Raw genomic sequence first — 15,686 nt, 5'->3', positions numbered from 1 at the left:
GATGGCAATCATCGCACCATCTATTCTTTCGGCAAATTTTGCCGCACTTGCAGACGATATTAAAGACGTAGAACGCGGAGGGGCCGATTGGATACATATTGATGTGATGGACGGGCATTTTGTACCCAATCTCACCTTTGGTCCTGTTGTTATAGAGGCAGTGCGTTCTGCGACGGCATTACCCTTCGATGTTCATTTAATGATCGAAAATCCGGAGCAATATATTGCGGCTTACGCAGCTTCCGGGGCTGATCGGATAACGGTGCATGCCGAGGCTTGCGTGCATCTGCACAGGGTCGTCCATATGATCAAGGAAGCCGGGCTTCCTGCAGGCGTAGCGCTTAATCCGGCAACGCCGCTATCCGCTCTTGAGCATATACTGGACGATATCGATCTAGTGCTTATTATGACCGTCAACCCGGGATTCGGGGGACAGAAGTTTATACCGCAGTCGTTAGACAAGCTCCGAATGCTGCGGAAGCTGCTGGCGGATAGAGGGCTCGGACATATACAGGTGCAGGTTGACGGCGGTATTAATGCCGAGACAGCGCCGCTTGTATGTGAAGCCGGCGCAAATGTGCTCGTAGCCGGCAATGCCATCTTTACAATGCAGGATCGGGCAGCGGCTATTGCCGCGCTGCGTTAGGAGGCTCACATGGGGGAACGGTTAAAGAATAGCTTGTGGATGTTTATATGTACATTTGGCTGCGGATTGATGCTTTCGATTTTTCCGCTGGTGCAAAGCCCCTTTAATCTCGTCTTTTCACTGCTTGCTTTTCTGATCGGTATCTTTTTTTTCAAGCGCTTTTCGACGATCGGCAGCCGCATTTTGTTTTTTGTGCTATCGCTTATCTTTTTTATGCTCTTTACAATCGTGATCGCAATGATTATTTATATTCGCCAAAACCCGCTGCCGGCTGCTTAAACTTCCGATATTTATGGGCTTGGCCTACTGGAATAGGACAATTATGATGTGCATACTATGGTTACATGAACGAAGGTTCTTGTAGCCTTTTTTGATTTTATAGGATTTAAAAGCAGTTTTCGCGGATGTGATGCTGGAAACAGACCAACATGAGGGCGGAAAGCGATGCCGAGCAAGCTTTAGGAGGGATTGAGATGAAATTTTATACGATTAAACTGCCAAAATTTTTGGGCGGATTTGTAAAAGCAATTTTGAATACCTTTCAAAAAAACTAAAATTCTGCCCGTTTACGCAGGATGGCGATGCCCGTCCGCATCCGCCCTCATCTGCGTTGGGCGAAGCAAGTGAGAAGAAACGGCTGACGCCGTCCTTAGCGCAATCGGACAATAGCACGCTTTTGATCCATAGCCGGAAAACAGCGGGCTAACGCTTGGCTGTTCATCGGCTTGGAGGGCTATGCGTTGTCCGGTTGTATTCTACCAGTGTAAGCATAAAATGATCCGCTTATAGCAAAAAAAGCACCTGATAAGCTTCAGGTGCTCTTTGTCCATGGCGTGCAGCGATTGCGAACGCCACATTGGCGAAACGCGTTCATCCAGCGGGTATTACGGTTGTGCGCAATTATACGCGAGTCACTTTACCAGCCTTCAGAGCACGAGTGCTGACATAAACGCGTTTTGGCTTACCGTCTACCAGAATGCGAACTTTTTGAACGTTAACGCCCCAAGTACGGCGGTTTTTGTTGTTAGCATGAGATACGTGGTTGCCAGTGCCAGGTCCTTTACCTGTAATATAGCATTTGCGAGACATGAAATACACCTCCCTTGGAAGTCCGTGCAAAATAAACACACTTAAATATAATATCATAAGAATGTGTAGTGATCAAGACGAAGAAAATCGGTGAAAATGGAAGAAATCCGGCGTGATGGATCGAATATGCTTCAATATCTGGCTAACTTATAGTACAATATGGTTTAGTCCATAATAAACTCGATTTACACACAAAAGGGGTGTATCTCTATGTTATTGGAGCTGCAAGGAGAGTATGGCAGCATACGGATTGAAGAAGAGGTTATTGCTGTCATTGCCGGCTCTGCTGCGTTGGAATGTTATGGACTGGTCGGCATGTCTTCACGCAAGCAGCTGAAGGATGGAATTGCCGAGCTGCTCGGACGGGAAAATTTGTCTCGTGGCGTCGAAGTGCGCCGAGAGAACGAACGCTTGCAGATCAACTTATACATTATAGTAAGCTACGGTACAAAAATATCAGAAGTTGCGCACAACATTCAGTCGAAGGTCAAGTATGTACTAAATAAAGTGATTGGCTTGCAGGTCGACTTTGTCAATATTTTTGTCCAGGGCGTGCGGGTATCTCGGTAGGAAGGGGAATTTATATTGAGCAAGCGTTTTATTAATGGAGCAGACTTTACCGGCATGGTAAATTTGGGAGCTGAATATTTGCAGCGCAATGTTGACCGGGTCAATGCGTTGAATGTGTTTCCTGTGCCGGATGGCGATACAGGAACGAATATGAATCTGACAATGGGGTCAGGGGTGGCAGAATTGCGCGCCAAGCCTTCGACGGAGATTGGCAAAGCTGCGGAAGCGCTTTCCAAAGGACTGCTTATGGGTGCGCGCGGTAATTCGGGCGTTATTCTGTCCCAACTGTTCAGAGGATTTGCCAAAAGTATGGCAGGGCAGCGGGAAGTCGATGCCGTTCAGCTCGCTACAGCATTTCAGCACGGTGTAGACATGGCTTACAAAGCGGTTGTCAAGCCGGTAGAGGGTACGATTCTGACAGTCGCCAAGGAGGCGGCCCGGCACGCTGTCGCGATCGCCAGGAGAACGACCGATGTGACTGAGCTTATGCGCGCTGTATATGAGAAGGCGAATGAAGCTTTGCAGAGAACGCCGGATATGCTGCCGGTATTGAAGCAGGTTGGGGTAGTTGACTCCGGCGGACAAGGTCTTGTTCATATTTATGAGGGCTTTGTTGAGGCGCTGACCGGCCAAAGCGAGCAGCAGCATGCTTGGGGAGCCAGTGAAGCGGCACTGCCTGAGGACGTAGGGGCACCCCTGACAACGGTGAAACCGGCGCCTGCAGCTCGTCCGCAAGGGCGCGCCCAGGCGAAGCTGTCGACCGAGCATATCGAATTTCTCTATGATATGGAATTTTTTATAAATCGCAAATTGGCCGGCGGTAAAGCTGTACCATTTGATGAATCGTTTTTTAAACGTGCGCTTTCCAAAGACGGAGACTCTATTCTAGTCATTGTTGACGACGACATCATCAAAGTTCATGTTCATTCACGCAAACCCGGAGATGTATTGAACTTGGCATTGCCATATGGCGAGCTGACGGATATTTGTATTTTGAACATGCGCGAGCAGCATCGCGGGCTGCTTGATGGGGAAGAGACGGCAGGGATATCGGAGCAGAATGCTGCAGGATTAGAGACCGCAGTGCCCGAGCTGCTTACAGGGGTGCCTGTAGACGAGGTATCCGGCGAGCAGGCGCATGAATGGGCGCCATATGGCATTATAGCCGTTTCGATGGGGCCTGGTATCGGCAATATTTTCAAGGATAACAATGTCGATGTTGTATTGGCCGGCGGCCAGACAATGAATCCGAGCACGGAGGATTTTGTAAAGGCGATCGAAACTTTGTCCGCGGAGAAAATTTTTATACTGCCGAACAACAGCAATATTATTTTGGCGGCGCAGCAGGCTGCCGAGCTGTCGGAGCGTACAGTCAATGTTATTGAGACGCGTACCATTCCGCAAGGATTGGCAGCCGCGCTAGCTTTTAGAGAGGACGAGTCTCTGGAAGTGAATACGGAAGCGATGGAGCGGGCGGCAGGCCAGGTTCAGTCCGGGCAGGTGACTCATGCGGTGCGCGACACTTCAATCGACGGGGTGGATATTCGCGAGGGCGACTATATTGGCATTGTCGGCAAGAGCATTATCGCCGCAACGCCGAATTTGCAGGAGACATGCCAGCATCTGCTGACACGGATGTTGGATAATGGCGGGGAGCTCGTTACGATTCTGACCGGCGAACAGGCGGCAGAGGATGATACGGCACAATTGATGGAATGGATCGAAGAGACGTATCCGGATGTTGAGCTAGAGGTGCATGCGGGCGGACAGCCGTTGTACCCGTACTTGTTTGCGGTAGAATAGTGACGTTTAAGCAGTAAAGCAAAGCGGTACTTCAACAAAACTTTTAGGAGGCTGGTCATGCGCAAGGTTCGGATTGTGGCGGATAGTACGTCTGATATCCCGCAAGAAATCAGAGAACGGTTAGGTATTGAGATGATTCCGTTGAAAGTGATTTTCGGGGAGCAATCTTACTTGGATGCGGTTACGATCAGTCAGGAGCAATTTTATGACAAATTGACGAAAGAGCCGGCTCTGCCGACTACCTCGCAGCCTTCCCCGGTTGATTTTATGGAGATGTACGAGAGAATTCTCGATGCAGAACCGGGCGTAGCTATTATTTCCATTCATTTGTCGGCTGCCCTAAGCGGCACCTATCAGTCGGCTATACTGGGAAGTTCGATGCTGGAGCGGGAGTGCGATGTTTCGGTCTACGATTCCAAATCGGCCTCGTACGGGATCGGAATGCTGGTCGTAAAGGCAGCGGAAATGGCGGAAGCCGGCTGCACCAAAGATGAGATTTTGCAGGCGATCGAACAGTTGAAAGCCGATATGAAGCTGTATTTTCTGGTGGATACATTGGAATATTTGCAAAAAGGCGGACGTATCGGCAAAGCGGCAGCGTTATTCGGTTCAATTTTAAATATTAAGCCGATTTTGTCATTAGATTCAGAAGGTGTCGTAACCGCAATCGAGAAAGTACGCGGACAAAAGAAAGCGATGGGACGGATATTGGACTTGCTGACAAGCGAGTTTGGCAATGATCCGGTTGAGATGACGCTTGCCTGGACGACAAGCAGCGAGGCGGCGTTGGAGCTGGGCAGATTGGCCTCCGAACGGCTGGATGTCCGGAGCACCTCCCATACCCATATCGGGGCTGTAATCGGCACCCATGTCGGCCCAGGTACGTCGGCAATATTCGTCCATCGCGTGAAAGGATAGTCACAATGAAGCTGGAGCAACTACCGGTCCGGCAAATTAAAGGCGTGAGTGCTCAGAAGGAACAAGAGCTCCACGCCTTTGGCGTCCATACAATTGCTGATTTGCTGGACTATTTTCCGTTTCGTTATGAAGATTACCGCATTCGTAGTCTTGGCGAGACAAAGGACGGAGAAAAGATTACCATTCAAGGGAAAATCATCGGTGCTGCAATACTGCAGCGCTATGGCAAAGGAAAGTCGCGGTTATCCTGCAAAGTTGCGGTAGACGGCGTGCTGCTGACGGCCGTTTGGTTCAATCGCCCGTTTTTGAAGGAGCAGCTGGAGGTTGGGCGCGAGATTGTACTGAGCGGAAAGTGGGAACAGCGCAGGCTGCAGCTGACTGTTGCGGAATCGGAGTTTCCTGATCGCGGCGCCGGCCGGACGGGCTCGGTGCAGCCTGTCTACTCAATAGGCGGAAGTATTACGCAAAACTGGATACGAAAAATAATAAACCAGGCCTTAATGCAATACGGCTCGATGATTGAAGAGATTTTGCCGCTTGAGCTGCTGGACAAGCATCGCTTGATGGCCCGGCATGAGGCGATTACCCGGATCCACCATCCGGAAAATACGAAAGAGGGCCAGGCGGCGCGCTATCGCCTTGTATACGAGGAATTATTTTTGTTCCAACTTAAATTGCAGGCATATCGTTCCTTGAACCGCAACCGGTTGGACGGTGTGGCGCATGTCGTCGATGCTGAATCGATACGCGCTTTCGTCCGTACTTTGCCCTTTGAGCTTACCGATTCGCAAAAGCAGGTTGTAAATGAAATATTGATTGACATGCGGCAGCCATACTGTATGAATCGGCTGCTGCAAGGCGATGTGGGCTCGGGAAAGACGGTTGTCGCGGCGATCGCCTTGTTTGCCGCTGTATGTGCGGGGCATCAGGGGGCGCTTATGGTACCGACGGAAATTTTGGCCGATCAGCATATGCGGTCATTGCAGAAGCTGTTTGCCGGTACGGGCTATGAGGTCGGTTTATTGACTGGCAGTATGACGGAACGCAAGCGGCGCGATGTTTTGGGCGGCCTGCAGATGGGGCTCGTCCATATCGTCGTCGGGACACAAGCGATTATTCAGGAAGGCGTGCACTTTCACAGTCTCGGGCTGGTCGTGACGGATGAGCAGCACCGTTTTGGCGTCAACCAGCGCAGTATCCTTCGCCACAAAGGCATTAATCCCGATGTGCTGACGATGACCGCGACTCCAATCCCGCGTACGCTGGCCATTACAGCATTCGGGGATATGGATGTGTCCACGCTGCGAGAGCGCCCGAGGGGGCGCAAGCCGATCAAGACCTACTGGGTAAAGCATAGCATGCTTGACCGTGTGCTAGGCTTTATAAATCGCGAGGTAGGGCAGGGACGGCAGGCGTATTTTATTTGCCCGTTAATTGAGGAGTCAGAAAAGCTGGATGTGCAAAATGCGATCGATATGCATGTTCAGCTGCAGCAGGCGTTGCCTCATATCGGAATCGGGCTTTTGCACGGCAGATTGACTGCCGCCGAAAAGGACGAGGTGATGTCTGCGTTTGCCGCCAATGATGTTCCCGTGCTGGTTGCGACGACGGTCGTTGAGGTAGGGGTAGACGTTCCAAATGCTACCTTAATGATTGTAATGGATGCGGAGCGTTTTGGCTTATCGCAGCTCCATCAGCTGCGGGGCCGGGTTGGACGCGGCGAGCATCAGTCGCATTGTATCCTGATTGCCGACCCCAAATCGGAAATCGGCCGTGAACGGATGAAGGTGATGACCGAAACGGATGACGGCTTTGAAGTGGCGCGCCGAGATTTGGAGCTGCGCGGGCCGGGAGATTTTTTTGGCACGAAGCAAAGCGGGGTGCCGGATTTCAAACTGGCCGATATGGCGGCTGATTTTGCAGTGCTGGAGCAGGCGCGCGACGATGCGGCCGAACTGACCAGAAGGGATGATTTTTGGAAAAATCCTGTCTTGTCCAGACTGCATGAGCATTTAAAAAAAGATCAAATTTTTCAAGGGGATTTGTTGGACTAGATAATTTTGGGCATTTGCCGGCATATAGTAGGACGAATGGCTGAATAAGCCGGACGGAGGTGCTAGCAGGCAAATGAGTTATACGAAATATGGAATTCGCCCTGACTTTGTGGAGCGCGTTAAGCAAAAAATGAAAAATAAGGCTGTAAAGGATCGTGTAAAGCAGGTATTGGACGGCGTAACGAAGGCGGATTTGCAAGACCGCGCCAAGGTGCGGCGGCTTATACGCTCTTCAGCTTCTATTTTGCATGAAAAGCTGACAGAGGCGCAGGAGGAGCAATTAATTTCGTTTGTGCTGAGCCAGAAGATCGATCCCAACAACACCATGCATCTATTGAAATTATGGGCAACGTTTCGCTGACCGTCTGGTTGGCGTTTTTTTTTGCTAGCCGTCCGAAAACAACTCGTCCATAATGAGAGCCGGCTCAATGCATACGGCGGTGTCGAATTTGACGTTGCCGACAGCGGCTGTGACGGGATAAGCTTCAAGCAGTTCGGCCGGAAAAGGGCGCAAAAGCGGCTCGATCGGCTTTGAGGAGTGGAGTTTCCGGTCGAGCCATAGCTGTTCGTCCTCAGGCTGCAAAATGACAGGCATCCGGTTGTGAATGGGTGCCATCAGCTCATTAGGCTCGGTTGTTAAAATCGTACAAGTGCTTAGGCGGCTGCCATCCGGCGATTGCCAAATATCATAAAGACCTGCCAGGCTAAACAAGCTGCGGTCGCGCATCACGATGCGCATCGGCTGTTTGCCGCCAGCGGCCAGCTTCCATTCATAAAAGCCATCGGCAGGAATGATGCAGCGGCGGCGTCGAATGAGCGATTTGAAGGCCGGTTTGTCAAAGACGGACTCCGAGCGCGCATTTATCATTTTATGGCCTTGCTGCGGGCTGTCGCTCCAGGAGGGTACAAGTCCCCATTGCAATTGTCCGAGGCGGTTGTTGGCTCCGTCATGCACGACTGCGGCGATCATTTGCCGGGGTGCGATATTATATTGCGGTTTGTGAAACGGGATCGCAGTTTCTCCAATCATATAGCGCAGCATCAATTCCTCCAGCGTTACAGTCAGCGTGTATCTTCCGCACATGATGCAGGCTCCTTTCGCGTATTTCTTTCATTATACAATGAATCGTCCCGCACTGACGAATGGCAGTGACGGCTAAGCGGCTGCAAGATTGACAATACTGAAAGTATTAAGATGGTTAAAGGGAGTCGACAGTTATGAGCTTTAAACACTTGCTAAGCGCTCCGTTCCAGAAAATACGGCCGGTAGCCGCCAAATGGCGCCCCAAGCAAACAGGAGTGAAGGAGCCGCTCGTAATAAAGCCGCCGCGGCTGCGGGAAGTTTCAGTACGATATTTATCAACCGCTTGGTGCGCCTTGGAGCAGCAGCCGGCTAATGTTTGCCCATCTATAACGATACAGGATCGGGCAATTGTGGAGCGAATTCAAGCGGAGACGAATGGAGCGATACGCAGCAATTTATTGCGTGCAGAGGCTTACCGCGTATTGTATTTTCGCCGGCCGGAGCTGCATGGGGCGCTGCTCGCCCATATTATGACGCGCAATATCGGTTATTACATGACGGATCTGCAGGGAGAGCTGCTGCCAAGGCTGATCGATGCCGAGAAGCGGAAACGATGGTTTCTTTTGCTGGAGCGTCTCGATGCAGCTGCTTTTAAGCATACATATCCGCAGTTGCTGCTGTACGAGGCAGGGAAGAAGGAAGGCAAGGAATTGACACATTTGCTGCCGTTCTTTGGCATATCGCGATTTATGCAGCCAGTATGGAATTTGTTTTGGCACAAGCTCGATCGCGCTGCTTTAACAACTGCGTTAATTGTCAATGAACAGCGGATTATGAGCAGGGAGCTAAAAAAGGAGGCAAACCGGCCGCTGCTGCCGGAAACATTCTCCGTCATTTTGCCGTATGGCGCTTCGCTCGACGGCGGGATGAAGCTGGCCGGCGTAATGTTTAAGCAGCCTTATCATGAGGAAGTGCGAATTGAGGCCATGAAGCGGCTGTATGTCATTTTATTCGGCTTAGCGGATATACATGAGGGGGTACTGTCCTTCGTGCGCGGCGTTCCGCATAGCGGCTCGCGTGCAGATTATGCGCCGGATTTGTTTACAGCTCACAAATCGGCGATTACCTTTGGGCGGTATAAGCAAAAATTGATCGGGAGCAGCATCATTCAAGGGCGCCGAGCACTCTATAGCCCGCGTCTGGAAGAGGCTTGGCCGGATACAGAATACAAGGGAAGCGATGAAGGGGGCAAAGAGGACTGGTTTGTCAGTGTGGAGGAGGTATGCCCGTATTTTCGCCGGCTGCCGGCGCCGGAGCGCTCCGAAGTATTTCAAGAGCATTGCAGCCTCCTCAGAAAATTGGAGCTTGCCGTGCAGGCAGCCGAGCGTGAGCGGAACAGGCCGATAAATTAAAGGGCGCTGGTGAGCGCCCTTGTTATGCTATCTGCGGGCCGAGCCGTTCAGCAGCTCCCAGCGATAGACATATTCAAAAATAAATTCAAATGCCTCCAGATGACGCTTCGCTTCGAAAGCATTCGCCCCCCAAGCGTAAATTCCGTGCTTGCGCAGCAGTATGCCCGGGATGCGGCCGTCAAGCCGTTCCGTTACTTCCGGCACGATGCTCGGGATATGAGCGAAATTCGAAACGATCGGAATTTCAATATGCGCTTCCTCATCCCAAATATTGAATCCTTTAATTAATTCGACGCCGTCGACGGGCACAGATTTCCGCTCCCAAAACAGTTCAGACACGATATTGTTAAAGACAGAATGGATATGGAATATCGCGCCGCAGCCTGTCATACGGTAAATTTCGCAATGGATCAACGTTTCGGCGGACGGCTTCAAACGGGTTGGCTCACAGGGCTGGCCGCTCTGATCGACGAACAGAAAGTCTTCCGGAGTAGAGAGCGACTTGTCTTTGCCGCTTGCTGTAATCGCAAATTGGAAGTCATCCTCTGCAAAGCCGCCGACACGAATCGATAAATTGCCGCTCGTACCCGGGAACCAGCCGCGTGCAGCGAAAAGACTTTTAATATCGGCCAATTCTGCTAAAGCGCGCTGCTTTTCCTCGAGTGGAAGTTGTGAAAAATTCATCAGTCGTTGTTCTCCTCCTGCTTTAAAATCGCAATGACATCATGGAATGTTATATATTCAAAATGCGGCAGCCCCAGCTGCGTGCACTTGGTTGTCAAGTGCGAGCGGGCAAACACAAGATCAGCCAGCTTGGCGCCTTCAAAGTCCGTTACGCTGTCGCCGATCAATATCCGCTTGTACTGCTCTTTCGGAAACCGGCGAATAATGGTCGATTTGCACATTCCGCAGTTGTTATGGCAGTGGTCGTCGCAGGCATGCGGCCAGGTGATCTCAACCTGCGGCCCGCTAAAATCGCTGCCGTTGCAGTAAATATGGTTTTGTGGAATACCATAGGGAGCAAGCAGCGGGTATACGAAAAAGTCGATGCCGCCGCTCGTGACATAAAACTCGATCTCTTGTTTTCGGCAATAGTCGAGCAGCTCTTGAAAACCAGCACGAATGGAAGCATTGCCGATCACGAAGTCGGTCATTTCTTGCTTCAGCGTAACGGGGAGGAGCCGAAACAGCTCCCCGACGCCTTCTTTAATCGATTTGCGTTCTCCAATAATTTCGTCAACGAGCGCTTCCCAGCCGGGAGGGTTGAAATGGCGAATGATTGCGATGATGTTATCATTTTGTGTAATTGTTCCGTCGAAATCACAAAAAATGATAGGCTGCCTCCGTCTCCCGCCTAGCCTTTCTGTCATCATTCCTTGTACCCCCACAACTCAATAGCTGCCTTCAAAGCGCTGTTCCCAGCCTGCTCGGCGATTTGAGGCAAAGACATTCCTTGCATGACGCCGGTGATCGCTTGGCGGAAAGCCTGTCCGCCGGCCTCGGTTCCTTGCGGGTGACCGTGGATGCCGCCCCCGGCATTTACGACAACCTCTGTACCGAAATCCCGCAATATGAGCGAAACAAGTCCAGGATGTATACCGGCGGAAGGGACCGGGAAGCTCGGTTTAATCCCAAGGCTGCTGTCCAGCAGCGCCGACTTGACGGCCAGATTTTCTTCCTTCGGCATGACAACCGAGCCGTAAGGCGATGGGAACAGCGCAAGATCCGCCCCTGCCAGCCGCATCAGTTTGCCCAGCAATAATGAAGCGCTAATGCCATAATGCGGTGAAGGGTAGAACGCGCCGGCCATGGCCGGATGTGCGGCAATCGGGATTGTAATCTCCGGATCGCTGCTTAGTTCATGCAATACGTCATAGCCATAAGCTAATGTATTGAAGAGCAGTGCATTGGCGCCGGCGGCAATTGCCCGCTTGGCATTTTTGGCCAATTGAGAGGTCGGGCCGGTGAGATTTACGGCATAAAGCAGCTTTTGCCCGGTTTCCCGCTCGGCTGCTCTGGCGGCCTCCATACATGCCTCAACCCGCTTCTCCAATGGGGTCAACGGATTTTCGAACAAAATTTCATCATCTTTTATAAGGTCGACTCCGCCAAGCGCCTGCCGGTAAAACTGCTCGCGCAAATTTGGAAGATCATGGCCGATCACCGACTTGAAAATACTCATAAGCAGCGGCCGGTCATGTACGCCGAGCAAGCCGCGAATCCCGCTAATGCCGAATTTGGGCCCGGCGAACGCCGCGGAGAAAGCAGGGGAGAAATCAAGATCAAGCAGCTTGATCCGGCCATCCATAGACAGCTTCCCGAATACAGTAACGAGCAAAGCAGGCAAATCGCGGCTGAAATTCACATCAGGGTAGGCGATTTTTAAATCGGCATACCGCTCTCCGGGCTGAGCTTGATCCGGTTCGTGAACGGTAACCTCGACGACTTTGCCCAAATGCTTTTCCATCTCGGCCTTCCGCGCCTCGGGCAAATCTGTCCAGCTGCCAACCGTCAGGCCAACAGCGATCCCTTGCGCCTTTTTATAAAAATCTGCTTTATCGTCAAAGCAGCGATAAGTAGCAATACATACGGATTCATTCATGACAAGGCGCTCCTTTCAATTTCGGCTCCTAATTGCGCCGCCCGCTCCGCCGCTGTCGCAACAGCTTGGATAACAGCCGGAGCGACCTGCTGCTCAGCCAATACTTTCAGCGCCGCTTCTGTTGTACCGTTCGGCGAGGTTACTTTTTGACGTAATAGCTCAGGCGCTTCACCGGTCTGCTGCACCATATGCGCGGCGCCGAGCACTGTCTGCACTGTGAGCGCTCTTGCATCCTCAGCGGAAAGTCCCAATTGAATGCCGCCTTGAATTAAGGCTTCCATAATGTAGTAAATATATGCTGGCCCGCTTCCGGAAACGCCGGTGACCGCGTCGAGCTGCCGTTCCTCGACGACCGCTGTCAGGCCGATCGCCTGGAACATCGCTTGAACGGCTTGCTGCTGCTTTTGCGTAACCGCAGCGGAAAAGCTGATTCCAGTTGCGCCTAATCCGATTGTGCTTGATGTGTTAGGCATCGTTCTCGCGATCGGGGCAGGCTGTCCCAGCAGCTGCTCAATCGTATGAATGGAAAGGCCGGCGATAACCGAAACGATCAGCTGCTTGCTTGTGACGATTTCTCCCAGCTTGCGGATAGCGGCGGCTGCATCCTTAGGCTTCATACTGAGAAAAATAACATCTGCATTGCGCAGCATATCCAGCTGCCGGGCGGCATCTGACGACACTTGCACACCGTAGCTGCTATTCAGCTCGGCAAGCCGCGCGGCATTTTGCCGATTAAACATCGAAATTTGTTCCGGAGCTGTCAGGCCGCGGTCAAGCAGCCCGCGGACGATCGCTTCGGACATGGAACCAGCTCCGTAGAAGCAGAGGCGTTGTGGCGATGCACTCATTTTATCCAGCTCCTTCATTCATAAAGCGCACTAGGCGCGAATTTGTCCGTTGCCCAAAATGCGATATTTGGTAGAAGTAAGCGCAGGCAGACCCATCGGGCCGCGAGCGTGAAGCTTTTGTGTACTAATGCCAATTTCAGCGCCAAAGCCAAATTCGAATCCGTCTGTAAATCGAGTGGAAGCGTTATGGTAGACAGCCGCTGCATCAACGTCTTGCAGGAAACGGGCAGCGTGCTCGGCAGTTTCGGTTACGATGCACTCGGAATGCATCGTTCCGTATTGGGCAATATGAGCCAGCGCTTCGTCAAGGCTTTCGACGATACGCACGTTTAAAATGTAATCATTGTATTCCGTAGCGAAATCTTCAGCCGCTGCTGCTTTTGCCCCTGCAATGAGCACTGTCGTGCGGGAACAGCCGCGAATTTCCACGCCAGCGCTCATCAGGCGGTCTGCAATGGCCCCGAGATGCTGCGCCGCAAACGCTTCATGAACGAGCAAGGTTTCCATTGAATTGCAGACGGAAGGCCGCTGCACTTTGGCGTTGAAGGCAATATCGGAAGCCATTTCCGGCTTTGCACTTGCATCGATATAAGTATGGCAAATTCCGGCTCCGGTCTCGATCACAGGCACGGTAGCGTTGTCGACCACGTTGCGAATGAGCGATGCACCGCCCCGCGGAATGACGACATCAAGCAAGCCGTTCAATTTGAGCATTTCATCGACAGACGCTCTGCTTGGATCCTCGACGAGCTGCAGCGCATCTTTTGGAAGCTGAGCCGTTTCAAGAGCGGCGCGTAAAATGGCTACGATTTGCCGGTTTGATTCCAGTGCGGCAGAGCCGCCGCGCAGTACGACCGCATTGCCGGTCTTCAGGCAGAGGCCGGCCGCATCGACGGTTACATTCGGCCTTGCCTCATAAATGATGCCGATTACGCCAAGCGGCACGGTGATTTTTTCGACTTTAAGGCCGTTAGGGCGCTCAAAGGATTCGAGTGTTTGTCCGGTAGGATCAGGCAGCTCTGCGATTTGCCGCAGACCTTCCGCGATGGCCGCAATCCGCGACTCGTTCAATGCGAGCCGGTCCAGCAGAGATTCGCTAGTTCCTTTATCGCGTCCATTTTTAATATCGATCGCATTGGCTGCGATAATAGCATCCGCCGACTGGATCAAGGCGTCAGCCATAACTAGCAGAGCAGTGTTTTTTTGTCCGACTGAAAGCCGGTTCATTGCCGCAGCGGCTTGCTTGGCCAGCTGGGCTTTTGCTTTTGCTTCACTCATACAAGTTCCTCCTCAAGATTTTAAAGTGACCCACTCATCGCGGTGAATGACCTCAATCCGGCTCACTTCGATCCGCCGTTTTACTTCATCTGTCGACAGGCCGGAAACAGCCTGAATCTGTGAAGACTCATAGTTTACGACACCGCGGCCAAGCGTTTGCCGGTCGGCATTGATTACTTCCACGACATCGCCCGGATGGAAGTCGCCCTCGATTGCTTTGATGCCTGCCGGCAGCAGGCTTTTGCCGCCGTGCAGCAGGGCGTCCTCCGCGCCGGCATCAACGATGATTGCGCCTTTGGGCTGGGAGTGGAAGCCGAGCCACTGTTTTTTTACGGTCAAATTATGCGAGTGAGTATCGAAATAAGTGCCTCTGCCATTGCCTTCTGCCGCAAGCAAAACATCGCCGGGCTCGGTGGCGCGGCCGATGAATGCTGTTACCCCGCCGCGCATCGCGATGCGCGCGGCTTCAATCTTGGAGCGCATTCCGCCTGTACCGACAGAAGAGCCCGCACCGCCGGCAATCTTCATTATATCCTCCGAAATTTGCTCGACGCGCGCGATGTGGGTGGCGAGCGGGTTTTTGCGGGGATCATCTGTATAAAGGCCGTCGGTGTCGGTCAAAATGATAAGCCGTTTTGCCTGCAGCAGATTGCTGACAAGCGCGGACAGCATATCATTGTCGCCAAACTTTAATTCATCGGTAGAAACAGTGTCATTTTCATTGATGATCGGGATGATGCCTTGCCGCAGCAATTCCTCAATGGTCATCTTCGCATTTTGAATGCGCCGCTGGTTGGAAAAATCGGCTCTTGTCAGCAAAATCTGCGCTACACCGGTCACATGGCCGTAACGGGAGAATGCTTCCTGATAAGCCTGCATAAGCAGAGCCTGGCCGACAGCGGCTGCAGCCTGCTTCTCATGAAGCTGCTTGGGGCGCGCTTCATACCCGATTGGCCGAAAGCCGGCGGCGACAGCGCCGGATGTGACAAGCAGCACATCTAAGCCTTGCTGACGCAGCGCCGCCAGTTCGCTTGCGAAGTACGCGATATGCTGGCGGTTTAGTCCGCCTTCAGCCGATGTCAGCGAGCTGCTGCCTATTTTTACTACGATTCGTTCCGTCATGGTCTGATCCTTCCCTTGCTGCCTGCAAAATTGTTCGGACATAATAAAAAAACCTCCGCCCCTTAATCGATCATAAAAGATCATTAAAGGACGAAAGGATCACTTCCGCGGTACCACCTTTGTTGACAGCATCTCATATCACCTGAAAGCTGCCCTGCTTAATAAGCCTGATAACAGCAGGCATACTGTCCGATTCTTCATCGGCCGCTCGGGGATGGGGTTCAGCAGGCTCGCGGTAAATCCTTCCAGCAAATGGATTACTCTCTGTGCGCGGCTTTCATTGCTTACTTGGGCCCGTCATTACGTTTCATTTTCAATTG

Annotated in this window: 17 protein-coding genes; 9 read left to right on the top strand and 8 right to left on the bottom strand. The window is 52.0% G+C overall.

Going from position 1 to position 15,686, the window contains the following annotated elements:
• Position 1 precedes the first annotated feature (1 nt).
• The 3 genes from rpe (at position 2) to spoVM (ending at position 1,200) form a co-directional block, all read left to right on the top strand.
• Entirely contained in the window at positions 2-646 is a 645-nt protein-coding gene (gene rpe / locus ACFQ0N_RS17245; RefSeq protein ID WP_379328300.1) for a ribulose-phosphate 3-epimerase, read from the top strand.
• A gap of 9 nt (positions 647-655) precedes the next feature.
• Positions 656-925 carry a hypothetical protein gene (locus tag ACFQ0N_RS17240; protein ID WP_379328298.1) on the top strand — a complete coding sequence of 90 codons (270 nt, stop codon included), beginning with the start codon at positions 656-658 and terminating at the stop codon, positions 923-925.
• A gap of 194 nt (positions 926-1,119) precedes the next feature.
• Positions 1,120-1,200 carry a stage V sporulation protein SpoVM gene (gene spoVM / locus ACFQ0N_RS17235; protein WP_010345573.1) on the top strand — a complete coding sequence of 27 codons (81 nt, stop codon included), beginning with the start codon at positions 1,120-1,122 and terminating at the stop codon, positions 1,198-1,200.
• Positions 1,201-1,546: 346 nt separating this feature from the next.
• On the opposite strand, the gene rpmB is transcribed toward spoVM, so the two are convergent.
• Positions 1,547-1,735, bottom strand: coding sequence for a 50S ribosomal protein L28 (rpmB, locus tag ACFQ0N_RS17230; protein ID WP_379328296.1), 189 nt, complete (start codon positions 1,733-1,735; stop codon positions 1,547-1,549).
• Between the two features lie 210 nt (positions 1,736-1,945).
• Between rpmB and ACFQ0N_RS17225 the strand changes: the two genes are divergently transcribed.
• The 5 genes from ACFQ0N_RS17225 (at position 1,946) to ACFQ0N_RS17205 (ending at position 7,441) form a co-directional block, all read left to right on the top strand.
• The gene (locus tag ACFQ0N_RS17225; protein WP_379328294.1) at positions 1,946-2,305 is read left to right on the top strand and encodes an Asp23/Gls24 family envelope stress response protein; all 360 of its coding nucleotides are present in this window, start codon (positions 1,946-1,948) and stop codon (positions 2,303-2,305) included.
• Positions 2,306-2,359: 54 nt separating this feature from the next.
• Positions 2,360-4,108, top strand: coding sequence for a DAK2 domain-containing protein (locus ACFQ0N_RS17220; RefSeq protein ID WP_379328629.1), 1,749 nt, complete (start codon positions 2,360-2,362; stop codon positions 4,106-4,108).
• A 57-nt stretch (positions 4,109-4,165) separates the two neighbouring features.
• Entirely contained in the window at positions 4,166-5,026 is an 861-nt protein-coding gene (locus ACFQ0N_RS17215; RefSeq protein WP_379328292.1) for a DegV family protein, read from the top strand.
• 5 nt (positions 5,027-5,031) lie between these two features.
• A complete protein-coding gene (gene recG, locus ACFQ0N_RS17210; RefSeq protein WP_379328290.1) occupies positions 5,032-7,080 on the top strand; it encodes an ATP-dependent DNA helicase RecG in 2,049 nt (682 codons plus the stop codon).
• 73 nt (positions 7,081-7,153) lie between these two features.
• The gene (locus ACFQ0N_RS17205) at positions 7,154-7,441 is read left to right on the top strand and encodes a stage VI sporulation protein F (protein WP_379328288.1); all 288 of its coding nucleotides are present in this window, start codon (positions 7,154-7,156) and stop codon (positions 7,439-7,441) included.
• 24 nt (positions 7,442-7,465) lie between these two features.
• Here the strand turns inward: ACFQ0N_RS17205 and ACFQ0N_RS17200 are convergent, their stop codons facing one another.
• Entirely contained in the window at positions 7,466-8,164 is a 699-nt protein-coding gene (locus ACFQ0N_RS17200; protein WP_379328286.1) for an SOS response-associated peptidase, read from the bottom strand.
• A 134-nt stretch (positions 8,165-8,298) separates the two neighbouring features.
• Here ACFQ0N_RS17200 and ACFQ0N_RS17195 point away from each other — a divergent pair, with 134 nt between their 5' ends.
• A complete protein-coding gene (locus ACFQ0N_RS17195) occupies positions 8,299-9,516 on the top strand; it encodes a DUF2515 family protein (protein WP_379328284.1) in 1,218 nt (405 codons plus the stop codon).
• 27 nt (positions 9,517-9,543) lie between these two features.
• On the opposite strand, the gene mtnB is transcribed toward ACFQ0N_RS17195, so the two are convergent.
• The 6 genes from mtnB to proB are packed head-to-tail and all read right to left on the bottom strand — an operon-like array spanning position 9,544 to position 15,366.
• A complete protein-coding gene (gene mtnB, locus ACFQ0N_RS17190; RefSeq protein ID WP_379328282.1) occupies positions 9,544-10,200 on the bottom strand; it encodes a methylthioribulose 1-phosphate dehydratase in 657 nt (218 codons plus the stop codon).
• Positions 10,200-10,889: a 2-hydroxy-3-keto-5-methylthiopentenyl-1-phosphate phosphatase gene (locus tag ACFQ0N_RS17185; RefSeq protein WP_379328280.1), complete on the bottom strand. Its 690-nt coding sequence runs from the start codon at positions 10,887-10,889 to the stop codon at positions 10,200-10,202. The genes mtnB and ACFQ0N_RS17185 overlap by 1 nt, the downstream gene beginning before the upstream one ends.
• The gene (locus ACFQ0N_RS17180; protein WP_379328278.1) at positions 10,886-12,118 is read right to left on the bottom strand and encodes a 2,3-diketo-5-methylthiopentyl-1-phosphate enolase; all 1,233 of its coding nucleotides are present in this window, start codon (positions 12,116-12,118) and stop codon (positions 10,886-10,888) included. The genes ACFQ0N_RS17185 and ACFQ0N_RS17180 overlap by 4 nt, the downstream gene beginning before the upstream one ends.
• The gene (gene proC / locus ACFQ0N_RS17175; RefSeq protein ID WP_379328276.1) at positions 12,115-12,966 is read right to left on the bottom strand and encodes a pyrroline-5-carboxylate reductase; all 852 of its coding nucleotides are present in this window, start codon (positions 12,964-12,966) and stop codon (positions 12,115-12,117) included. The genes ACFQ0N_RS17180 and proC overlap by 4 nt, the downstream gene beginning before the upstream one ends.
• A gap of 30 nt (positions 12,967-12,996) precedes the next feature.
• On the bottom strand, positions 12,997-14,244 hold the full coding sequence (locus tag ACFQ0N_RS17170) for a glutamate-5-semialdehyde dehydrogenase (RefSeq protein ID WP_379328274.1): 1,248 nt from the start codon (positions 14,242-14,244) through the stop codon (positions 12,997-12,999).
• Between the two features lie 12 nt (positions 14,245-14,256).
• A complete protein-coding gene (proB, locus tag ACFQ0N_RS17165) occupies positions 14,257-15,366 on the bottom strand; it encodes a glutamate 5-kinase (RefSeq protein ID WP_379328627.1) in 1,110 nt (369 codons plus the stop codon).
• Positions 15,367-15,686 lie beyond the last annotated feature (320 nt).

This window comes from Paenibacillus sp. GCM10027626, assembly GCF_042676285.1.
Taxonomy (GTDB): domain Bacteria; phylum Bacillota; class Bacilli; order Paenibacillales; family Paenibacillaceae; genus Paenibacillus_Z.
The sequence above is the reverse complement of the archived record's forward strand: the minus strand, read 5'-3'. Positions and strand labels throughout refer to the sequence as shown.